This is a genomic window from Bacillus sp. F9_6S_D1_P_5, assembly GCF_054823925.1.
The window spans coordinates 72,412-96,241 of sequence record NZ_JBTREW010000005.1 but is presented as its reverse complement, the minus strand read 5'-3'; the positions used below and the strand labels follow the sequence as shown (position 1 = coordinate 96,241).

Annotated in this window: 26 protein-coding genes and 1 tRNA gene; 18 read left to right on the top strand and 9 right to left on the bottom strand. The window is 39.2% G+C overall.

Going from position 1 to position 23,830, the window contains the following annotated elements; all coding sequences use genetic code 11:
* Nucleotides 1–13: 13 nt before the first annotated feature.
* The 4 genes from rapZ to ACUXEY_RS08290 all read left to right on the top strand — a co-directional run bounded on the left by rapZ (nucleotide 14) and on the right by ACUXEY_RS08290 (nucleotide 3,164).
* Entirely contained in the window at nucleotides 14–895 is an 882-nt protein-coding gene (gene rapZ, locus ACUXEY_RS08305) for an RNase adapter RapZ (RefSeq protein ID WP_000138462.1), read from the top strand.
* Between the two features lie 3 nt (nucleotides 896–898).
* A complete protein-coding gene (locus ACUXEY_RS08300) occupies nucleotides 899–1,852 on the top strand; it encodes a gluconeogenesis factor YvcK family protein (protein WP_166702706.1) in 954 nt (317 codons plus the stop codon).
* Nucleotides 1,853–1,941: 89 nt separating this feature from the next.
* Complete coding sequence (gene whiA, locus ACUXEY_RS08295) at nucleotides 1,942–2,892, top strand: DNA-binding protein WhiA (protein ID WP_000006563.1); 951 nt, start codon at nucleotides 1,942–1,944, stop codon at nucleotides 2,890–2,892.
* 23 nt (nucleotides 2,893–2,915) lie between these two features.
* The gene (locus tag ACUXEY_RS08290) at nucleotides 2,916–3,164 is read left to right on the top strand and encodes an HPr family phosphocarrier protein (RefSeq protein ID WP_000250307.1); all 249 of its coding nucleotides are present in this window, start codon (nucleotides 2,916–2,918) and stop codon (nucleotides 3,162–3,164) included.
* 328 nt (nucleotides 3,165–3,492) lie between these two features.
* Here ACUXEY_RS08290 and clpP read toward each other — a convergent pair whose 3' ends face one another.
* From clpP to ACUXEY_RS08250, 8 genes are all read right to left on the bottom strand, one after another.
* Nucleotides 3,493–4,074, bottom strand: coding sequence for an ATP-dependent Clp endopeptidase proteolytic subunit ClpP (clpP, locus tag ACUXEY_RS08285; RefSeq protein WP_001049162.1), 582 nt, complete (start codon nucleotides 4,072–4,074; stop codon nucleotides 3,493–3,495).
* 241 nt (nucleotides 4,075–4,315) lie between these two features.
* Nucleotides 4,316–5,185 (bottom strand): DUF421 domain-containing protein, encoded by an 870-nt coding sequence (locus ACUXEY_RS08280; RefSeq protein WP_166702705.1) that lies wholly within the window; start codon nucleotides 5,183–5,185, stop codon nucleotides 4,316–4,318.
* A 20-nt stretch (nucleotides 5,186–5,205) separates the two neighbouring features.
* Nucleotides 5,206–5,412: a DUF1657 domain-containing protein gene (locus ACUXEY_RS08275; RefSeq protein ID WP_085312777.1), complete on the bottom strand. Its 207-nt coding sequence runs from the start codon at nucleotides 5,410–5,412 to the stop codon at nucleotides 5,206–5,208.
* 11 nt (nucleotides 5,413–5,423) lie between these two features.
* Nucleotides 5,424–5,774: a stage V sporulation protein AE gene (gene spoVAE, locus ACUXEY_RS08270; protein ID WP_000575919.1), complete on the bottom strand. Its 351-nt coding sequence runs from the start codon at nucleotides 5,772–5,774 to the stop codon at nucleotides 5,424–5,426.
* A complete protein-coding gene (spoVAD, locus tag ACUXEY_RS08265) occupies nucleotides 5,771–6,787 on the bottom strand; it encodes a stage V sporulation protein AD (RefSeq protein WP_429602324.1) in 1,017 nt (338 codons plus the stop codon). Before spoVAD ends, spoVAE begins: the two co-directional genes overlap by 4 nt.
* The gene (gene spoVAC / locus ACUXEY_RS08260; protein ID WP_000095399.1) at nucleotides 6,788–7,264 is read right to left on the bottom strand and encodes a stage V sporulation protein AC; all 477 of its coding nucleotides are present in this window, start codon (nucleotides 7,262–7,264) and stop codon (nucleotides 6,788–6,790) included.
* Between the two features lie 29 nt (nucleotides 7,265–7,293).
* Nucleotides 7,294–7,779, bottom strand: coding sequence for a YhcN/YlaJ family sporulation lipoprotein (locus tag ACUXEY_RS08255; RefSeq protein WP_144615136.1), 486 nt, complete (start codon nucleotides 7,777–7,779; stop codon nucleotides 7,294–7,296).
* A 93-nt stretch (nucleotides 7,780–7,872) separates the two neighbouring features.
* Nucleotides 7,873–8,079, bottom strand: a complete 207-nt coding sequence (locus ACUXEY_RS08250) for a DUF1657 domain-containing protein (protein ID WP_000216166.1) — start codon at nucleotides 8,077–8,079, stop codon at nucleotides 7,873–7,875.
* A 205-nt stretch (nucleotides 8,080–8,284) separates the two neighbouring features.
* Here ACUXEY_RS08250 and ACUXEY_RS08245 point away from each other — a divergent pair.
* The 9 genes from ACUXEY_RS08245 (at nucleotide 8,285) to eno (ending at nucleotide 17,343) form a co-directional block, all read left to right on the top strand.
* A tRNA-Arg gene (locus ACUXEY_RS08245) sits at nucleotides 8,285–8,360 on the top strand.
* A gap of 260 nt (nucleotides 8,361–8,620) precedes the next feature.
* The gene (rpoN, locus tag ACUXEY_RS08240) at nucleotides 8,621–9,928 is read left to right on the top strand and encodes an RNA polymerase factor sigma-54 (RefSeq protein WP_429602319.1); all 1,308 of its coding nucleotides are present in this window, start codon (nucleotides 8,621–8,623) and stop codon (nucleotides 9,926–9,928) included.
* Nucleotides 9,929–9,937: 9 nt separating this feature from the next.
* Nucleotides 9,938–10,183, top strand: a complete 246-nt coding sequence (locus tag ACUXEY_RS08235; RefSeq protein ID WP_063221768.1) for a glutaredoxin family protein — start codon at nucleotides 9,938–9,940, stop codon at nucleotides 10,181–10,183.
* A gap of 136 nt (nucleotides 10,184–10,319) precedes the next feature.
* Nucleotides 10,320–11,348 carry a gapA transcriptional regulator CggR gene (gene cggR, locus ACUXEY_RS08230; protein ID WP_001258183.1) on the top strand — a complete coding sequence of 343 codons (1,029 nt, stop codon included), beginning with the start codon at nucleotides 10,320–10,322 and terminating at the stop codon, nucleotides 11,346–11,348.
* Between the two features lie 26 nt (nucleotides 11,349–11,374).
* Entirely contained in the window at nucleotides 11,375–12,379 is a 1,005-nt protein-coding gene (gene gap / locus ACUXEY_RS08225; RefSeq protein ID WP_000161236.1) for a type I glyceraldehyde-3-phosphate dehydrogenase, read from the top strand.
* A 139-nt stretch (nucleotides 12,380–12,518) separates the two neighbouring features.
* Nucleotides 12,519–13,703, top strand: coding sequence for a phosphoglycerate kinase (locus tag ACUXEY_RS08220; protein WP_087959320.1), 1,185 nt, complete (start codon nucleotides 12,519–12,521; stop codon nucleotides 13,701–13,703).
* 32 nt (nucleotides 13,704–13,735) lie between these two features.
* On the top strand, nucleotides 13,736–14,491 hold the full coding sequence (gene tpiA, locus ACUXEY_RS08215; RefSeq protein WP_001231038.1) for a triose-phosphate isomerase: 756 nt from the start codon (nucleotides 13,736–13,738) through the stop codon (nucleotides 14,489–14,491).
* Nucleotides 14,488–16,017 carry a 2,3-bisphosphoglycerate-independent phosphoglycerate mutase gene (gene gpmI, locus ACUXEY_RS08210; protein ID WP_029440956.1) on the top strand — a complete coding sequence of 510 codons (1,530 nt, stop codon included), beginning with the start codon at nucleotides 14,488–14,490 and terminating at the stop codon, nucleotides 16,015–16,017. Before tpiA ends, gpmI begins: the two co-directional genes overlap by 4 nt.
* A gap of 30 nt (nucleotides 16,018–16,047) precedes the next feature.
* Nucleotides 16,048–17,343 carry a phosphopyruvate hydratase gene (eno, locus tag ACUXEY_RS08205; RefSeq protein ID WP_000103948.1) on the top strand — a complete coding sequence of 432 codons (1,296 nt, stop codon included), beginning with the start codon at nucleotides 16,048–16,050 and terminating at the stop codon, nucleotides 17,341–17,343.
* Nucleotides 17,344–17,393: 50 nt separating this feature from the next.
* Here eno and ACUXEY_RS08200 read toward each other — a convergent pair whose 3' ends face one another.
* Nucleotides 17,394–18,344 carry a nucleoside hydrolase gene (locus ACUXEY_RS08200; RefSeq protein WP_166702695.1) on the bottom strand — a complete coding sequence of 317 codons (951 nt, stop codon included), beginning with the start codon at nucleotides 18,342–18,344 and terminating at the stop codon, nucleotides 17,394–17,396.
* A gap of 427 nt (nucleotides 18,345–18,771) precedes the next feature.
* On the opposite strand from ACUXEY_RS08200, the gene ACUXEY_RS08195 reads away from it, so the two are divergent.
* From ACUXEY_RS08195 to rnr, 5 genes are all read left to right on the top strand, one after another.
* A complete protein-coding gene (locus tag ACUXEY_RS08195; RefSeq protein WP_000673220.1) occupies nucleotides 18,772–19,140 on the top strand; it encodes a CidA/LrgA family holin-like protein in 369 nt (122 codons plus the stop codon).
* Nucleotides 19,137–19,829: an LrgB family protein gene (locus tag ACUXEY_RS08190; protein ID WP_144615142.1), complete on the top strand. Its 693-nt coding sequence runs from the start codon at nucleotides 19,137–19,139 to the stop codon at nucleotides 19,827–19,829. The genes ACUXEY_RS08195 and ACUXEY_RS08190 overlap by 4 nt, the downstream gene beginning before the upstream one ends.
* A gap of 94 nt (nucleotides 19,830–19,923) precedes the next feature.
* Nucleotides 19,924–20,157: a preprotein translocase subunit SecG gene (secG, locus tag ACUXEY_RS08185; RefSeq protein WP_000557263.1), complete on the top strand. Its 234-nt coding sequence runs from the start codon at nucleotides 19,924–19,926 to the stop codon at nucleotides 20,155–20,157.
* 161 nt (nucleotides 20,158–20,318) lie between these two features.
* Complete coding sequence (gene estA / locus ACUXEY_RS08180; protein WP_166702843.1) at nucleotides 20,319–21,059, top strand: carboxylesterase; 741 nt, start codon at nucleotides 20,319–20,321, stop codon at nucleotides 21,057–21,059.
* 142 nt (nucleotides 21,060–21,201) lie between these two features.
* Nucleotides 21,202–23,634, top strand: a complete 2,433-nt coding sequence (gene rnr / locus ACUXEY_RS08175; protein ID WP_166702693.1) for a ribonuclease R — start codon at nucleotides 21,202–21,204, stop codon at nucleotides 23,632–23,634.
* Nucleotides 23,635–23,830 lie beyond the last annotated feature (196 nt).

Below are 23,830 nucleotides of genomic sequence, written 5' to 3'. Positions count from 1 at the left end.
AGGAGAGGATACGATGACAGAGAATAATGATATAAAAATGGTAATTATTACAGGAATGTCTGGAGCTGGAAAGACAGTAGCTTTGCAAAGTTTTGAAGATTTAGGATATTTCTGTGTTGATAATTTACCACCGATGTTATTGCCAAAGTTTATTGAGCTTATGGCAGATTCAAAAGGGAAAATGAATAAAGTAGCACTTGGCGTTGATTTACGTGGCCGAGAGTTTTTCGAACATTTATGGGGAGCACTTGATGATTTATCAGAACGTACATGGATTATTCCTCATATTTTATTCTTAGATGCGAAAGATGGAACGCTTGTAACTCGTTATAAAGAAACGAGACGTTCGCATCCACTTGCGCCAACTGGTTTGCCGTTAAAGGGAATCGAAATGGAGCGTAGCTTATTAACTGATATGAAGGCGCGAGCAAATATTGTGCTTGATACATCAGATTTAAAACCGAAAGAATTACGTGAAAAAATTGTTCATCTGTTTTCAACTGAAACTGAGCAAGCATTTCGTGTAAATGTTATGTCATTTGGATTTAAGTACGGTATTCCAATTGATGCAGATTTAGTATTTGATGTTCGTTTTTTACCAAATCCATATTACATTCCACATATGAAGCCGTTAACAGGACTAGATGAGGAAGTTTCATCGTATGTGCTGAAATTTAATGAGACACATAAGTTTTTAGAGAAATTGACGGATCTTATCACATTCATGCTGCCTCATTATAAAAGAGAAGGAAAGAGTCAACTTGTAATTGCAATTGGATGTACAGGTGGACAGCATCGTTCTGTTACGCTTACAGAATACCTTGGGAAACATTTGAAACCAGAGTATAGCGTTCATGTATCTCATCGTGATGTGGAGAAGAGAAAGGGCCATTAAGGGATGAAAAAAGAGAGAAAACCTAAAATTGTCATCATGGGAGGCGGCACTGGACTCTCTGTTTTATTACGAGGATTAAAACAATATCCGGTTGATATTACAGCAGTTGTTACAATCGCTGATGATGGTGGCAGTTCAGGTAGATTACGTGATGAGCTAGAAATTCCACCTCCAGGTGACATTCGTAACGTACTTGTTGCGTTATCAGATGTAGAGCCACTGGTGGAAGCTTTATTTCAGCATCGTTTCACAACGGGAGATGGGCTGAAAGGTCATGCGTTAGGAAATTTATTGTTGGCAGGTATGACCTCGATTACAGGAGACTTTTTCCATGCGATTACGGAAACGAGCAAAGTGTTAAATGTTAGAGGACGTGTATTACCGGCAGCGAATCAAAGCGCGGTACTTCATGCGGAACTAGAAGATGGAGAAATTGTAACAGGTGAATCAAAGATTCCGTATTACGGAAAGAAGATTAACCGTGTCTTTTTAACTCCAGAAGATGTAGAGCCGTTACATGAAACGTTGGCTGAGATTAAGCGAGCTGATTTACTCGTTTTCGGTCCAGGAAGTTTGTATACGAGTATATTACCGAATTTAGTTGTTAACAAAATCGGGGACGCTGTTCTTGCTGCAAAAGCGAAGAAGGTATATGTGTGTAATGTTATGACGCAAGCTGGTGAAACGATGGGATATACTGCGTTTGACCATGTGCAGGCGTTACATGATCATTTAGGTAAGCCATTTATTGATACTGCAATTGTAAATAACCGTGATATTCCTTGTGAATTACGTCAGTTATATGAAGAAGAAATGTCGGCACCAGTTGTAGTAGATAAAGAGCGTTTTACCGAAAACAATATTGATGTCATTCAAGATCAATTAGCGAAGTATGATGATCGTGTTGTAAGACACGATACATTAAAACTAGCCTCAATTTTATATTCACTGTTGTAGATGTGCGTTGCCTCGTTTGGGGTAACGCTCATCATTTCATATAGGACAAGATTTTTGTTCCACAATAATCGTATAAGGAGGTGTTGACTGTGTCATTTGCATCAGAAACAAAGAAAGAGTTGACGAATCTTGAGATGAAGGAATGCTGTGAGAAAGCAGAATTATCAGCGTTACTTCGCATGAACGGATCGCTTTCTTTTTCAAATCGTCGTCTATCTATCGATATTCAAACGGAGAATGCGGCAATTGCAAGAAGGATTTATACGCTTTTGAAAAAAGGATATGACGTGACGGTAGAATTACTTGTTCGTAAAAAAATGCGATTGAAGAAAAATAATGTATATATCGTACGGCTTGTTGAGAAGTCTCGCGAAATATTAGCTGATCTTCATATCGTTCGAGACGACTTTTCATTTATTCGAAATATATCACAAGAATTGATTGAGAAGAAATGTTGTAAACGATCGTATTTACGCGGTGCATTTTTAGCAGGTGGTTCAGTAAATAACCCAGAAACATCATCTTATCATTTAGAGATCTTTTCGTTATATAAGGAACATAATGATGCTATATGTGAACTGATGAACGGATTTGATTTAAATAGTAAGACGTTGGAAAGAAGAAAAGGGTACATTACGTATTTGAAAGAAGCAGAAAAAATTACAGAGTTTTTAAATATTATAGGTGCTCATAATGCACTTTTAAGATTTGAAGACATTCGAATCGTACGTGATATGCGTAATTCAGTAAATCGTTTAGTGAACTGCGAAACAGCTAATTTAAATAAAACAATTGGTGCAGCGCTAAGGCAGATTGAAAATATCCGCTATATTGATGAGACGGTCGGTCTTGATATATTGCCAGATAAACTACGAGAAATTGCACAACTACGAAGAGATTATCAAGATGTAACATTGAAAGAATTAGGTGAGATGGTATCCGGGGGGAAAATTAGTAAATCGGGTATTAATCATCGTTTGCGTAAAATCGATGAGATTGCAGAGAAATTACGCGCGGGGGAAACGGTAGCAAAAAAATAAGAGGTTAAAGGGGAAATGGAGCTGTGGTTCAAAAAAGAGTTCAGGTTTCATTAAAAAACGGTTTACAAGCACGTCCGGCTGCGTTGTTTGTACAAGAGGCAAATCGCTTTCATGCGGATATCTTCATTGAGAAAGATGGAAAGACAGTGAATGCAAAGAGCATAATGGGGATTATGAGCTTAGCAATTGGAACTGGTAGCATGATAACAATTACAACAGAAGGTTCAGATGCAGAAGAAGCTTTAGAAGCATTAGCTGCATATGTACAATAAAAAGCTATCGCGCATGTGCGATAGCTTTTTTGTTGTTTTGGGCTTGTTGTTTGTTGGTGAGGGTATGTAGGGGGGCGTGCTTGTCGAGAATTGTCGGTAAGTTGTGTGGAATCGTCGATATATTTAAGGGGATACTAGGTGGGGTATGTGAGCGAAGAACAACATATAAAAAAGCGCCCTATTATAGGGCGCTTCCACTTTAAATCTATCTAGCTCCAGCGGCTAGAATGGTCGGTGGCTTCGCTTCTTCCGACGAGGTAAAAAGCACCTCGTCGGAAGAAGCTCCATCCTCCTCCTATTCTGAACGAGCCGCTTTCGCTTTTAAGTATTAACGATTTGTAAAGATCTTATCGATTAAACCGTATTCTAAAGCTTTTTCTGCTGTCATGAAGTTGTCGCGGTCTGTGTCGCGTTGTAGTACTTCAAGTGGTTGACCTGTGCGGTCAGCAAGAATTTGGTTTAGTTTTTCACGTAAGAATAGGATACGTTTAGCAGCGATTTCGATTTCAGTCGCTTGACCTTGTGCTCCACCAAGTGGTTGGTGAATCATTACTTCACTGTTTGGAAGTGCATAACGTTTTCCTTTTTCACCTGCTGCAAGTAAGAATGCACCCATAGATGCAGCCATACCGATACAGATTGTTGATACTTGTGGTTTAATAAACTGCATTGTATCGTAAATTGCCATACCTGCTGTGATAGAACCACCAGGGCTGTTGATGTAGATGTGAATATCTTTTTCTGGATCTTGAGATTCCAAGAATAAAAGCTGGGAAACGATTGAGTTAGCTACGTTGTCATCAATTGCACTACCAAGCATAATGATGCGGTCTTTTAATAGTCGAGAGTAAATATCGTAAGCGCGTTCTCCACGATTTGTTTGTTCAATTACTGTAGGAATTAAATTCATCTGTTATTTCCTCCTTCTAAAGCTTTCTTAGTCTTATAATACAATTATGGTCAATAAAGGTCAAACGAAACCACTTTAAATCAAAAAAATATGTAGTTGTACCATGAAATATTCGCTATGTTTTTGAAATTCCCTGCTTATGTATCTTCAACATCATAACCGAATTACATAAATTTAAACGTTAGAAAAGCGATAGGAAAAAAGAAAAGAACGCTTTTTTACTGAAGCGTTCTTTCGATATTTATTCTTTTAAAAGATAGGTCACTTTATTTAAAATCTTTTCGATTTGTTTCGCATTTTTGCTATACATTTCGCTCGCTGATTTCGACTTTGTTTCTAAGGAAAATAGTTCAAGATCAGCATGACATTTTTTTAAAGATGCCAATAATAAAGGTTTGTTTTGAGGAGATGCCATTTGTAGTTTGTCATTATAAATGTCGATAGTAAGTTGTCCATATGAATCCACTTGACCGAGAAAGACGTTTTCAATGACAACACCGAGTTTTTCTAGTTCAGAATGTAGCCAAGCTCGGTTATGACCGCTTGCGGAAAGAGGTTCATCTAGTACATTGCCATCCATAATAACAGTTTGTGGTTCTTTTTCATTGGGCACTTTTAAACCGAGATCTTTTGCAGTAAGTGGCTGAAAATCTTTCTTTAATAATACATTTAATTCTCCGCTCGGTTCTAAGACAGCAAATTCGACTTCAGCTATACTGAATGCACCATTTCCTCTAAGAAGTTCAAGTAACTCATCACTTGTATATTTTTCTTGTTTTAAATTATCCTCAAGTACTTTGCCATCTTTTATTAACACTGTAGACTTCCCTTCAAAAAAATCTCTAGCAGTTTTGTTTTTTAGGGAAAGAATTCCGACAAAGAAGGGTACTGAGGCGAAAATAAGTATTGCAAAGACACCATGGAAAAACTTTTGATCAAGCCCTGTAGCTATTTGAGCGGCGATATCACCGATTGTCATTCCTGCTATGTATTCAAAAAAGGAAAGCTGAGAAATTTGCCTTTTTCCTAAGCATTTTGTAATAGTGAATAAAATGATTAATATGAATACAGAGCGAAGAATGACAAGTGTCCATTCCGGCAGGTGAGACATAGTCATTTCCTCCAGTCTACTTAAAACCCTTTATATTGAGGTTCTTCACGTTCTAATACTGAAACTCTATCCTGTAAATCAGCGATGACACTGTCCATTTCTAACATACATTCATGAAATACGCGTTTAGCTTCATTGTCTGTAGAATTTAGCGAAAGGGAACTTAGGCTTGCTTGAGCTCCCCTTACACTAGCAAGGCAGGTTTTAACGCTAGCGATAACTGTCATACAAACACCTCTTATCCTTTCGGTTTGAATAGCAATGCTCCAATGAAGCCGAAAATAATAGCTGCGGATACACCGGCGCTCGTTACTTTAAACATGCCGGTAATGACGCCAACGATACCATGTTTTGCGGCTTCTTCCATTGCGCCGTGAACGAGGGCATTACCGAAACTTGTAATAGGTACAGTTGCCCCGGCTCCAGCAAAATCAATTAATGGTTCATACAAATTGAACCCGTCTAATATAGCTCCAGCAACAACGAGTGTTGCCATTGTATGAGCGGGCGTTAGTTTACCTACATCAAACATAAGTTGGCCGATTACACATATGAGTCCACCAATGACGAAAGCCCAGAAAAAAATCATTGCGTTGCACCTCCAAATTCAATCGAAACGGCGTGAGCGATACACGGAATCGTTTCTTCTTGTTGGAATGTAAGTGGAGATAGTAAAGCGCCTGTCGCAACAACAAGTATCTTTTGGAACTCTCCTCTTTTCATTCGGTTTAATAAATGACCGTACACGACTGTTGCGGAGCATCCTGGTCCACTAGCACCAGCTATGACAGGTTGCCCCTCTCTATAAATGAGTAGCCCGCAATCTTGAAACTGTTCGCTCGTTACTTTTGTTCCATGTTTATGTAGTAAGTCATAAGCAATTTCGCGTCCGACATGTCCTAGGTCTCCGGTTACGATTAAATCGTAGTAAGAGGCATCAATTTGTCGTTCACGTAAGTGGGCTTCAATTGTATCGACGGCAGCGGGAGCCATTGCGCCTCCCATATTAAACGGATCCGTTAATCCCATATCAATCACTCGTCCGATTGTTGCAGATGTTACTCTAGGGCCATGTCCAGTATCGCTTAAAATAGCAGCTCCTGCTCCGGTTACTGTCCACTGCGCAGTAGGTGGTTTTTGTCCGCCGTATTCGGTAGGGTAGCGGAACTGTTTTTCTACCGCAGTGTTATGGCTTGATGCCCCGGTTAATAAATATTTTGCGCCTTTTGCATTTACGATACTTGCTCCAAGTGCTAAACCTTCCATAGAAGTAGAACAAGCCCCGAATAATCCGAGATATGGAGTGCCAAGTGTACGGCAAGCAAAACTTGTAGGGGTAATTTGATTAATTAAATCTCCTGCAAGTACGAATTGGATATCATCTTTACGAAGTTCTGCTTTTTCAGTGGCGCGGCTACAAGCTTCTTCGAACAAAATTTTATGTGCTTTTTCATAGGAATCCTGTCCGAGCCATAAATCTTCATGAAGAATATCGAAGTCTTCTGGAATTTTTCCCTTTGCTTCAAACGGTCCGCCAACAACTCCTGTTGAAATAATAACGGGTTTGTTTTTAAATACCCACGTTCGGTGTCCTTGTAACATTTATAGCCCTCCCCATTGAACGAGAATCGTTTTAATTAGTGCGATGACGAAAGCGGAAAAGACACCAAATAAAATAACAGAGCCAGCTAATTTAAACATGTTGCCGCCAACGCCAAGGACGAACCCTTCTGTTCGGTGCTCGATACATGCGGCAATAACAGAGTTACCAAATCCAGTAACAGGTACAGCTGTGCCTGCTCCAGCAAACTGCCCAAAGCGGTCATATATACCGAAACCAGTTAGTAACATGGAAATGAAAATGAGAGTTGCGACTGTTGGATTTCCTGCTGAACGCTCAGTGAAATCAAAATATGTGATATAAAACGTAGAAATGAGTTGTCCGATGAAGCAAATAAAACCACCGACGAAAAAGGCTTTTATACAATTTTTTAAGACAGGGCGCTTCGGTTCTCGTTCTTGCTCGAATTTTTTATACTCCTGTTGCACAGGGGTTAAGTTCTTATCTTTACTAGACATTGCGATCCTTCCTTTTCTATTAAAAAGCGTTAAGTGTTAGACTCCATTTTTTTACCAATGAATTTTAATTGTTTATTAATTTCATCTTTAGATACTTCTTTTTTCTTGATCTTACTCTCAAGTTTTTCGAGTAACATAAAGATTTTTTTATCTGTACTAACACGAACATCAAAAGTAGGATGCTCGTCACTTAGCTGTTTTTGAAGTTTCTTACGCAGAGGCTTTAATCCAAACCTTTCGTGATGCTCAGGTGTAACTGCTATGTAGAGATCTAAATTTGAATTCACTGCTGTGCTTTTTATAATTTCATCCATAGCGAGAGCCCTTTTCTTGGCTCCTTGTGATATAGATTGATTAAAGGATTCCGTACTCGTTTTTGTTAACTTTGGACCTTTCTCTTTCTCCGTTCGTTTTGCTTCTTCTTTCACTTTTTTATCTAAAGGACTATTATCACATCCGGTAAAAGAGCTAAATAGAAGGGCAAATAATGCGGTTATGAGGCCGAGTTTTCGCATAATTATCATTCCGTTTCTATTGCAATATGTAATGTGATAGAAAAAGGATGACTGCATATCATCCTTTTTCTATTTCACAGCACGACCAATTCGTTATTGCTGTGAGTATTGTGGTTCTTCTTGTTGGACTTCTTCAACGCGTGGGTTTAAAGAATCGATAATCGTTTGTGTTTGCTGCGCAGCTGTTTGGAAAAGTTGCTTCGCTTGTTGGTTATCCGTATCAAGAGCGAATCCCTCTAAGCTAGCTTGTGCACTTTTTAATCCAGAAACAGTTTGCTTTAATTTCGTAATTACAGTCATTGAATGAAGCCCCCTTTGGAATATCAATTCATAGGTTATAATTTGTGAGTTGGGGTGAATTTATGATTGGAAAATTTAGGGGAGAGTGTTTTGTTAATATACTCATAACTAAGTTGCGTAACGGATTATGGGGATATTTTTATTGATTTAGATGGATTTTATTGCTATTATTATGAAAAGAAAATGAAGTATTTTCTATAATCATGCGCCCATAGCTCAGCCGGATAGAGCGGTGGTTTCCGGTACCACGTCTGCCGGGGGTTCGAATCCCTCTGGGCGCGTCAAAAAGTCCTAACTTACGTTTTGTAGGTTAGGACTTTTTTATTTTTCTCTTGTTATATCTAGTGATAAGATTTACTATTAGTACTTGGTAATAATGTTGTTGTGTTTTATTATTTTCTTTCAATATTATTCAAATTTCGGTTGTAAGTTGTAAATCTCATTAATACATATAAATTAATAATATTTTGGAATGGGTGTCTGTGATAGCATTCTCCTTTTACCAAACTTATTGTACAATAGAAACAAGGGGGAGATTAGTTTGAAGGCAAGTCTTTTACAAGAACAAAGCTTACGTTTGGCAATGACACAAGAGTTAAGGCAAGCGATTACAATGCTCCAGTATAATGTACAAGAATTATCGGAGTTTTTGTATGAGCAATCGTTAGAGAATCCCCTTATTGAGTTAGGTGGTTTTGAGAGGGAGAAGAAAAAGAGCTCTAACACAAGTAAAAGTACCAGCAAACAAGTCGAGAATCAGATGGAAATCTACAGTGTGGATTCTACAACGATTCAGCAACATTTATTAAATCAAATACAGTATTATAAAATAGATGAAGAAGAGCGAAAAATAGCTTCTTTCATTATTATGAACATGGATGGAAATGGGTATTTACAAGAAACGAACGAAGAGTTAGCGGATCTCCTTTCCGCGCCGCTTCATGTAGTCGACCGCTCTGTAGAGCTTGTCCAATCACTCGAGCCAGCAGGGGTAGGGGCGCGTAATATTCAGGAATGTCTAACTTTGCAATTGAAGCGCTTACAAAGACGGAATGGATTAGCAGAAGAGGTTGTGGAAGATCATTTCGCTTATTTCGTGAAGAAAGATTGGCGAAAGCTCGTTCAAGTGTTGAAGTGTAGTAATGAAGAATTGCAGGATGCGGTAAATTGTATAACGTCATTACAACCAAAACCAGGTCTTGCGTTTTCTTCTGATAAACCACTTTATATTGTGCCTGATATGGCGGTGAAAAAAGATGGCGATCGTCTCGTTTTACAAATGAATGAGAGAAATATGCCAAGAATTGAAATTCATTCTGAGTATAGTGCGCTTCTTAATAATAGCGAAAGTGAAGTAGCATCTTACGTATCAGAAAAGTATCAGCATGTGCAGTGGATCATGCGCAGTTTGAAACAGAGAAAACAGACATTGCTGCAAGTAATGACTATTATTATGGAAAAACAACGTGATTTCTTTTGGGAAGGTCCAGCGTATTTAAAACCGCTTGCTTTAAAAGAGGTGGCGGAAGAGTTAAGTGTGCATGAATCTACAATTAGTCGTGCAACGCGAAATAAATATGTGCAAACACCACATGGTTTATTTGAGATGAAATCGTTCTTTAGTAATGCCGTTTCAACGACTGAAGATGAAGCAGTTTCTACAAAACGTGTAAAACAGTTTATTCAAACACTTGTTGAGGCAGAGAATAAGAAAAAGCCACTTTCAGATCAAAAGATTTCAAAATTATTAGAAGAAGAGCATGAAATCGTTATTTCTCGAAGAACGGTGGCGAAGTATAGAGAACAAATGCATATTCCAGCTTCGTCATTACGAAAAACGATCGGATAGGTGAAGAAGATGAAAGTTGTACTGTATACAAAAAAAGATTGTGGTCTTTGCGTGCAGGCAAAAGAAGTTTTGCAGGAAGTACAATGTGAATATTCTTTTCAAATCGAGGAAATAGATATATATGAAGATAATGACCTTTTAGAAAAATATCACTTAATGATTCCGGTTGTAGAAATAGACGGAAAACAAGTAGAATATGGTAACATTCACAAAGGTGTCATAATAAACTATATAAAGAATGCAGTTAAGAGTTGAATAAGTTTCTATCTCCTGTTACAATAATACACGTAGCAGGGATTATTTTTTTAACCTATGTGGGACACAAAATGTCACTACGGGACGTAAAGTGACCACCTAGGAAAAATGAACCAATGTAGTGAGGAGAAAAGATATGCGCTCATGGATTCAGAACACAAAAAAATTATTACCTGATCTGCTACCTGTTATGCAAACGAGAATGCAAATTCTTCAATACATTAGGCTCATGCAGCCGATTGGAAGAAGAAACTTATCAGCAAGTCTCGGTATGACAGAACGAGTATTGCGAAGTGAAGTTCAAGTTTTGAAAGAACAAAACTTAGTTCACGTCGCTTCTTCTGGAATGACTTTGACAGAAGAAGGAACAGCTTTAGTTCTTGCTTTGGAAGACTTTATGAAAGAAATTTCCGGGTTAAAGGTTTTAGAAAAGCAACTTAAGGAAACATTAGACTTGGATGAAGTTTTCGTTGTCCCTGGTGATAGTGATGAATCACCTTGGGTCAAACTGGAGATGGGCCGTGCTTGTGTGACTTGTATAAAAGACCGTCTGACAGCGAATAATATCGTTGCTGTGGCTGGAGGAACTACGCTAGCTGCTGCTGCGGACATGATGCAGCTTGATTGCAAAGATTTACATATGCTATTTGTCCCAGCGCGTGGTGGAATTGGAGAAGGTGTTGAGTTAGAAGCCAATACCATTTGTGCCAAAATGGCGCAAAATACGATGAGTAATTATCGCTTATTGTATGTTCCAGACCATGTTAGTAGCGAAGCATATGCGTCTATTGTGACAGAGCCTTCCGTGAAAGAAGTTCTTGAGTTGATTCGATCTTCCAATATCGTCATTCATGGAATAGGTGATGCGTTAACAATGGCACGTCGCAGAAATACTTCAGAAGCAGATTGGTTAAAGATTCAAGCAAGCGAAGCAGTTGGCGAAGCTTTCGGTTACTACTTTAATGAACAAGGAAATGTTGTTCATAAAGTAAGAACAGTTGGGATGCAACTTGAGGATTTACAACATGTATCTCACGTTGTGGCAGTCGCTGGAGGTTCTTCAAAGGCAAAGGCAATACAGGCTGTAATTAAACAAGGGCACACTTCAATTCTAATTACAGATGAAGGTGCAGCAAAACAGTTAACAAAGGGTATTACCCTTTAATATAATCCCCCAAGGAGGAAATTCAAATGACTAAAATTGGTATTAATGGATTTGGACGTATCGGACGTAACGTATTCCGCGCAGCTCTTAACAACTCTGAGGTAGAAGTAGTAGCAATCAACGACTTAACAGATGCTAAAACATTAGCTCACCTTTTAAAATATGACACAGTTCACGGAACTTTAAATGCAGAAGTATCTGCTAACGAAAACAGCATCGTTGTTAACGGTAAAGAAATTAAAGTTATCGCTGAGCGTGACCCAGCTCAATTACCATGGAGCGACTACGGAGTAGAAGTAGTAGTAGAATCTACTGGTCGTTTCACTAAAAAATCAGACGCTGAAAAACACTTAGGTGGATCAGTTAAGAAAGTTATCATCTCAGCTCCAGCTTCTGACGAAGATATCACTGTAGTTATGGGTGTTAACCACGAACAATACGATGCAGCTAACCACAACGTAGTATCTAACGCTTCTTGTACTACAAACTGTCTAGCTCCATTCGCTAAAGTATTAAACGAAAAATTCGGCGTAAAACGCGGAATGATGACAACAATTCACTCTTACACTAACGACCAACAAATCTTAGACTTACCACACAAAGATTTACGTCGTGCTCGTGCAGCAGCTGAAAACATGATCCCAACATCTACTGGTGCAGCTAAAGCTGTAGCATTAGTATTACCAGAACTTAAAGGTAAATTAAACGGTGGCGCTGTACGTGTTCCAACTGCTAACGTTTCTCTAGTTGACCTAGTTGTTGAACTTGACAAAGAAGTAACAGTTGAAGAAGTAAATGCAGCATTCAAAGCAGCAGCTGAAGGCGAATTAAAAGGTATCCTTGGATACAGTGAAGAGCCATTAGTATCTATCGACTATAACGGATGTACAGCTTCTTCTACAATCGATGCATTATCTACAATGGTAATGGAAGGTAACATGGTTAAAGTACTTTCTTGGTACGATAACGAAACTGGTTACTCTAACCGCGTAGTAGACTTAGCAGCTTACATGACTTCTAAAGGTCTTTAATTCTTAATTATATAAGCTATCAATGACAAAACGAGGGAGAGGGTTTGTTCCCTCTCTCTCTTCTTTCGTTTTAAAAGCAAATGTGTTAAGCTTTTGAGTGGGTTTTGTCAATCCTAACTAGTAGTCGGAGGGAAATCCAATGAACAAAAAATCAATTCGTGACGTAGATTTAAAAGGTAAGCGTGTATTTTGCCGCGTTGACTTCAACGTACCTATGAAAGAAGGCAAAATTACAGATGAAACTCGTATCCGTGCAGCTCTTCCTACAATTCAATATTTAGTAGAGCAAGGTGCGAAAGTTATTTTAGCAAGTCACTTAGGCCGTCCAAAAGGTCAAGTAGTAGAAGAAATGCGTTTAACTCCAGTAGCAGCACGTTTAGGCGAGCTTCTTGGTAAAGACGTTAAAAAAGCAGACGAAGCATTCGGACCAGTTGCACAAGAAATGGTTGCAGCAATGAACGAAGGCGACGTATTAGTTCTTGAAAACGTACGTTTCTATGCGGGCGAAGAAAAGAACGATGCAGAACTTGCGAAAGAATTTGCAGCTCTTGCTGATATCTTCGTAAACGATGCATTCGGTGCAGCTCACCGTGCTCACGCTTCTACAGCAGGTATCGCAGACTACCTACCAGCAGTATCTGGTCTATTAATGGAAAAAGAGTTAGATGTACTTGGTAAAGCACTTTCTAACCCAGAACGTCCATTTACAGCTATCATCGGTGGTGCGAAAGTAAAAGATAAAATCGGTGTAATTCGTCATCTATTAGACAAAGTAGATAACTTAATCATCGGTGGCGGACTTGCTTACACATTCGTTAAAGCTTTAGGTCATGAAATTGGTCTATCTCTATGTGAAGACGACAAGATCGAACTAGCTAAAGAATTTATGCAACTTGCAAAAGAAAAAGGCGTAAACTTCTACATGCCAGTTGATGTTGTAATCACAGAGGAATTCTCTGAAACTGCAACAACTCAAATCGTTGGTATCGACTCTATTCCTTCTAACTGGGAAGGCGTGGACATCGGTCCTAAAACACGTGAAATTTATGCAGATGTAATTAAAAATTCTAAGCTTGTTGTATGGAATGGACCAATGGGTGTATTCGAAATGACTCCATTCGCAGAAGGTACAAAAGCAGTAGGACAAGCATTAGCAGATGCAGAAGATACATACTCTGTTATCGGCGGTGGTGACTCTGCAGCAGCTGTTGAAAAATTCGGTATGGCTGATAAAATGAGCCACATTTCTACTGGCGGCGGTGCGTCATTAGAATTCATGGAAGGTAAAGAGCTTCCAGGTGTAGTTTGTCTTAACGACAAATAAGTAGCAGCCAAAGAAAAAGGACGGTGCAAAGCATGCGTAAACCAATTATCGCAGGTAACTGGAAAATGAATAAAACTCTATCAGAAGCAGTTAGCTTCGTAGAGGAAGTTAAAGGTCAAATCCCAGCAGCTTCAGCTGTTGATGCAGTAGTTTGCTCTCCAGCTCTATTCTTAGAGCGCCTTGTAGCAGCGACTGAAGGAACTGACTTACAAGTAGGTGCACAAAACATGCACTTCGAAAAAAATGGTGCATTCACTGGCGAAATTAGCCCAGTAGCACTTAGCGACTTAAAAGTAGGCTATGTAGTACTTGGTCACTCTGAGCGTCGTGAAATGTTTGCTGAAACAGATGAGTCAGTAAACAAAAAGACTATCGCAGCATTTGAACATGGTTTAACACCAATCGTATGTTGTGGTGAGACTTTAGAAGAGCGCGAAAGCGGAAAAACATTTGATCTAGTAGCAGGTCAAGTGACAAAAGCACTTGCAGGTTTAACAGAAGAGCAAGTTAAAGCAACTGTTATCGCTTATGAGCCAATCTGGGCTATCGGTACAGGTAAATCTTCTTCTTCTGCAGATGCAAACGAAGTATGTGCGCACATCCGTAAAGTTGTTGCAGAAGCTGTTTCTCCAGAAGCTGCAGAAGCTGTTCGTATTCAATACGGCGGTAGCGTAAAACCAGAAAACATTAAAGAGTATATGGCACAATCTGACATCGACGGCGCTTTAGTTGGCGGTGCTAGCTTAGAGCCTGCTTCGTTCTTAGGTCTTCTGGGGGCGGTAAAATGAGAAAGCCAACAGCTTTAATCATTCTTGATGGTTTCGGACTACGTGAAGAAACTCATGGGAATGCTGTAGCACAAGCTAAGAAACCTAATTTTGATGGTTACTGGAACAAATTCCCTCACACAACGCTTACAGCTTGTGGCGAGGCAGTAGGTCTTCCAGAAGGTCAAATGGGTAACTCTGAGGTTGGTCACTTAAATATCGGTGCTGGCCGCGTAGTATATCAAAGCTTAACACGCGTAAACGTTGCAATTCGTGAAGGTGAGTTCGATCAGAACGAAACGTTCCAAAGTGCAATTAAAAGCGTAAAAGAAAAAGGTACTGCACTTCATTTATTCGGTTTACTTTCTGACGGTGGTGTGCACAGTCACATGAACCATATGTTTGCTCTTCTTCGCTTAGCAGCTAAAGAAGGCGTTGAGAAAGTATACATTCATGCATTCTTAGATGGCCGCGATGTTGGACCAAAAACAGCACAAGGTTATATTGATGCAACAAATGAAGTAATTAAAGAAACAGGAGTAGGACAATTCGCGACTATCTCTGGTCGTTATTACTCCATGGACCGTGACAAGCGTTGGGATCGCGTAGAAAAATGTTACCGTGCTATGGTGAATGGTGAAGGCCCTACTTATAAATCAGCAGAAGAGTGTGTAGAAGACTCTTATGCAAATGGTATCTACGATGAATTCGTATTGCCGTCTGTAATTGTTAACGAAGATGACACGCCAGTTGCAACAATCAATGATGATGATGCAGTTATCTTCTATAACTTCCGTCCAGACCGTGCAATTCAAATTGCTCGTGTATTTACAAACGAAGACTTCCGTGAGTTCGATCGTGGTGAAAAAGTACCTCACATTCCTGAATTCGTTTGTATGACACACTTTAGTGAAACTGTAGATGGTTATGTGGCATTTAAGCCAATGAATCTTGATAACACATTAGGTGAAGTTGTTGCGCAAGCGGGATTAAAGCAACTTCGCATCGCGGAAACTGAAAAGTATCCACACGTTACATTCTTCTTTAGCGGTGGTCGTGAGGCTGAATTCCCAGGAGAAGAGCGTATCTTAATTAACTCACCGAAGGTTGCAACATATGACTTGAAACCTGAAATGAGCATTTACGAAGTAACGGACGCTTTAGTAAATGAAATCGAAAATGATAAACATGATGTTATCATTCTTAACTTTGCGAACTGTGATATGGTTGGCCATTCTGGGATGATGGAACCAACAATTAAAGCAGTAGAAGCAACTGACGAATGTTTAGGAAAAGTTGTAGAAGCGATTCTTGCAAAAGATGGTGTAGCACTTATTACTGCTGACCATGGTAATGCTGATCAGGAGTTAACTGCTGATGGCGAGCCAATGACTGCTCATACAACTAACCCGGTTCCTTTCATCGTTACAAAAAATGACGTAGAGCTTCGTGAAGGTGGTATTTTAGGAGATATCGCCCCAACAATGCTTACACTTTTAAATGTGGAACAACCGAAAGAAATGACAGGTAAAACAATTATTAAATAATTTGCTTATATAAAAAGGAGAGAATTTATTATGTCAACAATTATTGATGTTTATGCTCGCGAAGTCCTTGACTCTCGTGGTAACCCAACTGTAGAAGTAGAAGTTTACACAGAAAGCGGCGCTTTCGGACGCGCTATCGTACCAAGTGGTGCATCTACTGGTGAGCACGAAGCAGTAGAATTACGTGACGGTGACAAATCTCGTTACCTTGGTAAAGGTGTTCTAAATGCAGTAAACAACGTTAACGAAGCAATCGCTCCAGAAATCGTTGGTTTCGACGTAACTGACCAAGCTGGTATCGACCGTGCTATGATCGAATTAGATGGCACTCCAAACAAAGGTAAACTAGGTGCTAACGCTATCCTTGGTGTATCTATGGCAGTAGCTCACGCAGCAGCTGACTTCGTAGGTCTTCCATTATACCGTTACCTTGGTGGATTCAATGCAAAACAATTACCAACTCCAATGATGAACATCATCAACGGTGGTTCTCACGCTGATAACAACGTAGACTTCCAAGAGTTCATGATCTTACCAGTTGGTGCTCCAACATTCAAAGAATCAATCCGTATGGGTGCTGAAGTATTCCATGCACTTAAAGCTGTATTACATGACAAAGGTCTTAACACTGCAGTAGGTGACGAAGGTGGATTCGCTCCAAACCTTGGTTCTAACCGTGAAGCATTAGAAGTAATCATCGAAGCTATCGAAAAAGCTGGTTACAAAGCTGGCGAGAACGTATTCTTAGGAATGGACGTTGCTTCTTCTGAGTTCTACAACAAAGAAACTGGTAAATATGACCTTGCAGGCGAAGGCCGTACTGGCTTAACTTCTGCAGAAATGGTTGATTTCTACGAAGAGCTTTGCAAAGACTTCCCAATCATCTCTATTGAAGATGGTTTAGACGAAAACGACTGGGATGGTCACAAATTATTAACTGAGCGTATCGGTGATAAAGTACAATTAGTTGGTGACGACTTATTCGTAACTAACACTCAAAAACTTGCTGAAGGTATCGAAAAAGGTATCTCTAACTCAATCTTAATTAAAGTTAACCAAATCGGTACTTTAACTGAGACTTTCGAAGCTATCGAAATGGCTAAACGTGCTGGTTACACAGCAGTTGTATCTCACCGTTCTGGTGAAACTGAAGATGCTACAATCGCTGACATCGCAGTTGCAACTAACGCTGGCCAAATCAAAACTGGTTCTATGAGCCGTACTGACCGTATTGCTAAGTACAACCAATTATTACGCATCGAAGACGAACTAGGCGAAATCGCTGTTTACGATGGTATCAAATCTTTCTACAACATCAAACGATAATTGTAGAAAATAACGACAGACCGTGAGAAATTACGGTCTGTTTTTTTATGTTAAAATTGCTCACCCGTCATAAGTGACATGAAATGTTTAAAGAAACGGTTATAATCAAAATCAATTGCAATTTGATGACTCGGCCAATCGACAAATGGATTAGATTCCCTTAAAGAACGAAATTCCCCGATGCTTGCTCCTTGTGCATAGGATTCCGTCATGACAACAATAGGTGATTTGTGATACGTAAACATAGAGTTATCTAATAAAGCTAGTATTGGCATTGTGTCATGGAAGGGGCTACCCTTTAAATGTGGTAGGGTATCTTTATAATAGCCGTAGTAATAATGATCGAATAAAGGTTTGGCGAGTGGGGCTTTTCCTTTCGCTTCAATGTATTCAGCCATTTCTGGTGTAATGATGGAATACTGGGTGACGTTTAATGGATAGATGTACATGTTAGCTGTGGATTGAAGGACTATATTAGCGGCAGTAGGATCGCCATAAAAGTTTGCTTCGGAAATAGGTGTAACATTACCAGGGTGTAAAAAGGCACCGCCCATTACGTAGTAAGATTTAATTTGCTTCATTAGCTGTTTACATAAGATGAATAAAATTGCTAGGGAGGTAAGTCTTCCTAAACTTACGATGATTAATTCATCTTTATACTCTTCAATAAGAGGGATAACTTCAAAGAAATTCTCCATTTCTCCGTTAGTTACATTCTCCTTTGGAATAATTGGCCCGAGCCCTTGTTTCCCGTGTACATCCGTAAAGAAAGCAGGAGGGGCACCAGTAAGCGGTTGTTCTGAACCACCAAATACCTTAATATTTCTATTTTTTGTTTCGTGCTTAAGAAAATGAGCATTTTGTACGGCCATTTCTTTTGGAACATTGCCGTAATCAGCAACAATGCCGAGGATTTCTATTTCATCGATAAAGAATGCTAAGAGGAGAGCCATCGCATCATCAATTCCAGGATCACAAAAAATAAGAACTTTTTTGGGCATATGTTCACCACCTATCTTATTTATCCCACTTTAATGGGCAGTAAGACCCCCACCTCAAAATTCAGCGAAAGCAAAGAATTTAGGTGGGGGATCAACTGCCCATAAAAGTCCGATTGGTGAGGGCTAATAATCAGTGGGGGGATGAAGACCCCCCACTGATTAAAGTTTCACTTTATATATATGTAAGCTTAAGGATAAAAAGATTATTTTATTGAAATAACAACCTTATAAATTCAGAAAATAAAAACTTTTTATATTAGGTCAAGGTTTTTGACTTAATTTCCACACAGAAATCCAGTCATATCAAGGTTGTAAGCGTCTAACATAGGCTGTTTTTGCTGTCAAGTTGATAAATTGCAGCTTTTTACAATTTATACTATGATAAAGATATTAACAGAAGATCGTATAAACATGAGGGATGATGAACATGAAATTTACAAAGATTCTTGTCCAAATTGCTGCTCTTTACGTTTTTTATATGGTTGGAACTTGGGTACAAGAAATGTTAAATATTCCGATTCCAGGAAGTTTGATTGGGATGTTCCTCTTACTTGTTTTACTTAGCCTAAAAGTTCTTCCAGTGAAATGGTTCGATTTAGGAGCAGAAACACTCGTTGCTATTATGCCGTTTTTATTAATTCCGCCAACGCTTGGCCTAATGAATTACGGTGCCTTTTTTATGAGTAAAGGAATTTCTCTTTTCATTACAATTGTAGCGAGTACATTTTTAATTATTATTGTCGCAGGACATACAGGACAATATCTTGCGAATAGAAAGGAAAGAGAGTCGCGATGAGTCAAATATTAATCGGAATTGGTTGGGTTCTTTTTACGGTGCTATTATACCAATTATCTAAAAAAATCTATAAAGTATTTCCAACACCATTCACCATTCCAATGCTTGTAGCAACAGGATTAATGGCTTTCTTATTTATCATGCTTGATATACCATATCAACATTATATGGAAAGTGGTGGCGGCTGGATTGCAAAACTACTGGGACCCGGTGTTGTAGCATTTGCAATTCCTCTTTATAAACAACGTCACGTTCTACAAAAATATGTTGTACCGATTGCTGGTGGCGTATTAGTAGGTACAACAGTTGCCATTGCGAGCGATTTTGCTATTGCATCACTTATGGGAACGGATAAAAGCTTAATTTTATCTTCTTTACCAAAATCGGTAACAATGCCAGTTGCGATGAGTGTTTCAGAACAAGTTGGTGGTGTACCGTCATTAACAGCAGCTTTCGTTGTTATTGCGGGTATTACTGGAACGATTACCGGCCCACTTTTATTAAAATGGAGCCGCGTTACAAATTCAGTTGGTAAAGGTATCGGATTTGGATGTGCTTCTCATATTATGGGCGTCATGAGAGCGATGAAAAATAATGAACATGAAGGTGTTATTGGATCGGTAACAATGACATTAACAGCAATTTTGACATGTTTGCTCGGACCATTATTTGCAATGATGTTCATGTAATAGAAGAAAAGCGAGAGCAACCCTATAGCTCTCGCTTTTCTATAGAATTTATGCTACAGTTACAATAACTGAATCTTTGTAGGAGGTACGCCAAGTGCATACGTTATTATCCGTTTTACTTATTATTGTATCGATTTTAATGATTGTTATGGTACTTATGCAGTCTAGTAATAGCTCAGGCCTTTCAGGTGCAATTTCAGGCGGTGCAGAGCAATTATTTGGTAAGCAAAAAGCACGTGGAATTGAAGCGGTATTAAACCGTATTACAATTGTTTTAGCTGTTCTATTCTTTGTATTAACAATTGCTGTTACGTACTTAAATTTATAGAATTGAAAGAAGAAGCGTTAGTAAGATGTACTAATGGTTCTTCTTTTTTTGTTTTGTCATTTGAAAGATGTTTCTAATTAGATTATAGAAATATAAATATGGTACACTAGATATAGAAAGAATACGACTAGATTACAGAAGAGAAAGAGGAGAAGTACATGATGAAATTAGCATCTCCGAAACCATTTACATTTGAGGGTGGAGACCGCGCTGTTTTATTACTACATGGATTCACAGGAAACTCAGCTGATGTACGTATGTTAGGGCGTTTCTTAGAAAAGAAAGGCTACACTTGTCATGCGCCAATTTATAAAGGGCACGGTGTACCACCAGAAGAGCTTGTTCATACAGGTCCTGAAGATTGGTGGCAAGACGTAACGGAGGCATATCAGCTTTTAAAAGATAAAGGCTTTGAGAAAATTGCTGTTGTTGGATTGTCACTTGGCGGAGTATTTTCTTTAAAATTAGGTTATACAGTACCGGTTTTAGGTGTAGTACCAATGTGTGCACCGATGTATATTAAGAGTGAAGAAACGATGTACCAAGGTATATTGGCATACGCCCGCGAATATAAAAAGCGTGAGCAAAAATCACCAGAGCAAATCGAACAAGAAATGTTGGAATTCCAACAGACACCGATGAATACATTAAAAGCATTACAACAATTAATTGCTGACGTACGTAACAATGTGGATATGATTTATGCACCGACATTTGTTGTACAAGCACGTCATGATGAAATGATTAATACAGATAGTGCTAACATTATTTATAACGGTGTAGAATCTACGTTAAAAGAAATTAAATGGTATGAAGACTCTACGCATGTCATTACACTTGATAAAGAGCGTGACGAGCTACATGAGGATGTATATAACTTCTTGGAGCAACTAGATTGGTAAGATCTAGTTGCCTCTTTTTTTCATAAGGAATTTTTTGTGAAAACTGTAAAAATCATAAGGGGAGTATTGAAGTTTCGCTTTATACATCCCCTATCTTTCGGATACACTAAATAATATAAGGTTTTAAAGGAGGTATTTTTGCTTGGAAGAAATCACACAAGAACATATTGATAAGTTGTTATTATTTATGAGAGAAGAAGCGTATAAACCGTTAACGATACAAGAGTTAGAAGAGGCATTTGGAATTGAAGGTTCTGAAGGCTTTAAAGATTTTGTAAAGGCACTTGTAACGATGGAAGAGAAGGGACTTGTTATTCGTACGCGTAGCAATCGTTATGGTCTTCCTGAAAAAATGAATTTAGTACGTGGTAAGTTAATTGGACATGCACGTGGCTTTGCATTCGTTGTACCAGACGAGAAGAAAACAGGAGACGATGATCTTTTCATCCCGCCTACAGAATTAAACGGTGCACTTCATGGCGATACAGTATTAGCACGCCTTAGTTCTCAATCGAGCGGTTCGCGTCAAGAAGGTTCAATTGTACGCATTTTAGAACGTGGCACGAAAGAACTAGTTGGTACATATACAGAATCGAAAAACTTTGGATTTGTTATACCTGACAATAAGCGCTGGACGAGTGATATCTTTATCTTGAAAAGCGCATCAATGGGTGCTGTAGAAGGTCATAAGGTAGTAGTGAAAATTACGAGCTATCCAGAGAATCGTTTAAGTGCAGAAGGTGAAGTTATTCAAATTCTAGGTCATAAAAATGATCCAGGAGTAGATATTTTATCTGTTATTCATAAACATCATTTACCTTTAGCATTCCCTGAAGAAGTGATGGAGCATGCAAATAGTGTACCAGAAACGATTTCAGAAGAAGATTTAAAAGATCGTCGTGACCTGCGTGACCAAATGATCGTAACGATTGACGGTGCAGACGCGAAAGATTTAGATGACGCTGTTACAGTAACGAAACTTGAGAACGGTAATTACAAGCTTGGCGTTCATATTGCGGATGTAAGTCATTACGTGCAAGAAGGTTCTCCAATTGATGTAGAAGCAGCGGAGAGAGCGACGAGTGTATATCTTGTTGACCGTGTAATTCCGATGATTCCGCACCGTCTATCTAACGGTATTTGTTCATTAAATCCGAAAGTAGACCGTCTAACATTATCTTGTGAAATGGAAATCAACAACTTAGGTGACGTTGTAAAACATGAGATTTTCCAAAGTGTAATTAAAACGACAGAGCGTATGACGTATGCTGACGTAAGAAGCATTTTAGAAGATGAGGACGAAGAATTAATTAAGCGCTATGAGCCGCTTGTACCGATGTTTAAAGAGATGGGTCAATTAGCACAAATCCTACGTGAAAAACGTATGCGCCGCGGTGCAATCGACTTTGACTTTAAAGAAGCGAAAGTATTAGTAGATGAAGAAGGAAAACCGACAGACGTTGTTATGCGTGATCGTTCTGTATCAGAGAAGTTAATTGAAGAATTTATGCTTGTTGCGAATGAAACAGTAGCAGAGCATTTCCACTGGATGAACGTACCATTCATGTACCGTGTCCATGAAGATCCGAAAGAAGATAAGCTTGAGCGTTTCTTCGAGTTTGTAACGAACTTCGGATATGCGGTAAAAGGGCGTGCAAATGAAGTACATCCTCGTGCGCTGCAACAAATTCTTGAAATGGTGCAAGGACAGCCTGAAGAAGTAGTTATTTCAACAGTAATGCTTCGTTCAATGAAGCAAGCGCGTTACGATGCGGATAGCTTAGGACATTTCGGTTTATCAACTGAGTTCTACACGCATTTCACATCGCCAATTCGTCGTTACCCAGATACGATCGTTCATAGATTAATTCGTGAATACATCATTAATGGTAAAGTCGACAATGAAACACAAGCAAAATGGCGTGAAAACTTACCTGAGATTGCAGAGCATTCTTCTAATATGGAACGCCGTGCTGTTGAAGCAGAACGTGAAACAGACGAAATGAAAAAAGCAGAGTATATGGTTGATAAGATCGGCGAAGAGTATGATGGTATGATTAGCTCTGTAACAAACTTCGGTTTATTCGTAGAGCTTCCAAATACGATTGAAGGTCTTGTACACGTTAGCTACTTAACGGATGATTACTACCGTTATGACGAGCAGCATTTCGCAATGATCGGAGAACGTACAGGTAACGTATTCCGCATCGGAGACGAAATTACAATTCGCGTTATTAACGTAAACAAAGACGAGCGTGCAATCGACTTTGAAATCGTTGGCATGAAAGGTACGCCTCGTCGTAAGTTCAAAGATCGCCCAGTCGTTATCGAACAGCCAAGAACAGGCAGAAAGAAACGCGGTGGACGCAGTGAGCGCAGTAATGAGCGCGGCGGAGAACGTGGAACAGGTAGAAAATTTGACCGTGGTGGCAAAGGAAAAGGAAGAGGAACAGCTTCCGCGTCCACATCAGCATCAGCTAGTCAGCCAGGGAAAAAAGATGGTAACGGCAAGAAGAAAAAAGCATTCTTCGAAAATGTACCAGGATTCAAGAAGAAAAAGAAAAAGCGTAAGTAAGAAAAGAATGGCTTCGCTTTGATGAAAAGCGAGGCCTTTTCTTTTTTATTGGTGGTTTGAGAGCGAGCCACTTTCGCTTTTTAATGTAATCCAGCTACAGTGGCTAGAATGTTCGGCGGCTTCGCTTCCTCCCAAGAGGCAAAAAGCGCCTCAAGGTCAGAAGCTCCATCCACCTCACATTCTGAGCGAGCCACTT

What these genes read in the sequence shown, in the direction of transcription:
- gpmI (WP_029440956.1), top strand. Translation starts at nt 14,488, where the DNA reads ATGAGAAAGCCAACAGCTTTAATCATTCTTGATGGTTTCGGACTACGT.
- ACUXEY_RS08275 (WP_085312777.1), bottom strand. Translation starts at nt 5,412, where the DNA reads ATGACAGTTATCGCTAGCGTTAAAACCTGCCTTGCTAGTGTAAGGGGA.
- eno (WP_000103948.1), top strand. Translation starts at nt 16,048, where the DNA reads ATGTCAACAATTATTGATGTTTATGCTCGCGAAGTCCTTGACTCTCGT.
- tpiA (WP_001231038.1), top strand. Translation starts at nt 13,736, where the DNA reads ATGCGTAAACCAATTATCGCAGGTAACTGGAAAATGAATAAAACTCTA.
- gap (WP_000161236.1), top strand. Translation starts at nt 11,375, where the DNA reads ATGACTAAAATTGGTATTAATGGATTTGGACGTATCGGACGTAACGTA.
- clpP (WP_001049162.1), bottom strand. Translation starts at nt 4,074, where the DNA reads ATGAATTTAATTCCTACAGTAATTGAACAAACAAATCGTGGAGAACGC.
- ACUXEY_RS08220 (WP_087959320.1), top strand. Translation starts at nt 12,519, where the DNA reads ATGAACAAAAAATCAATTCGTGACGTAGATTTAAAAGGTAAGCGTGTA.
- ACUXEY_RS08195 (WP_000673220.1), top strand. Translation starts at nt 18,772, where the DNA reads ATGAAATTTACAAAGATTCTTGTCCAAATTGCTGCTCTTTACGTTTTT.
- ACUXEY_RS08235 (WP_063221768.1), top strand. Translation starts at nt 9,938, where the DNA reads ATGAAAGTTGTACTGTATACAAAAAAAGATTGTGGTCTTTGCGTGCAG.
- estA (WP_166702843.1), top strand. Translation starts at nt 20,319, where the DNA reads ATGAAATTAGCATCTCCGAAACCATTTACATTTGAGGGTGGAGACCGC.
- ACUXEY_RS08250 (WP_000216166.1), bottom strand. Translation starts at nt 8,079, where the DNA reads ATGACTGTAATTACGAAATTAAAGCAAACTGTTTCTGGATTAAAAAGT.
- spoVAD (WP_429602324.1), bottom strand. Translation starts at nt 6,787, where the DNA reads ATGTTACAAGGACACCGAACGTGGGTATTTAAAAACAAACCCGTTATT.
- ACUXEY_RS08190 (WP_144615142.1), top strand. Translation starts at nt 19,137, where the DNA reads ATGAGTCAAATATTAATCGGAATTGGTTGGGTTCTTTTTACGGTGCTA.
- ACUXEY_RS08300 (WP_166702706.1), top strand. Translation starts at nt 899, where the DNA reads ATGAAAAAAGAGAGAAAACCTAAAATTGTCATCATGGGAGGCGGCACT.
- cggR (WP_001258183.1), top strand. Translation starts at nt 10,320, where the DNA reads ATGCGCTCATGGATTCAGAACACAAAAAAATTATTACCTGATCTGCTA.
- ACUXEY_RS08280 (WP_166702705.1), bottom strand. Translation starts at nt 5,185, where the DNA reads ATGTCTCACCTGCCGGAATGGACACTTGTCATTCTTCGCTCTGTATTC.
- rapZ (WP_000138462.1), top strand. Translation starts at nt 14, where the DNA reads ATGACAGAGAATAATGATATAAAAATGGTAATTATTACAGGAATGTCT.
- ACUXEY_RS08200 (WP_166702695.1), bottom strand. Translation starts at nt 18,344, where the DNA reads ATGCCCAAAAAAGTTCTTATTTTTTGTGATCCTGGAATTGATGATGCG.
- spoVAE (WP_000575919.1), bottom strand. Translation starts at nt 5,774, where the DNA reads ATGATTTTTTTCTGGGCTTTCGTCATTGGTGGACTCATATGTGTAATC.
- spoVAC (WP_000095399.1), bottom strand. Translation starts at nt 7,264, where the DNA reads ATGTCTAGTAAAGATAAGAACTTAACCCCTGTGCAACAGGAGTATAAA.
- ACUXEY_RS08255 (WP_144615136.1), bottom strand. Translation starts at nt 7,779, where the DNA reads ATGCGAAAACTCGGCCTCATAACCGCATTATTTGCCCTTCTATTTAGC.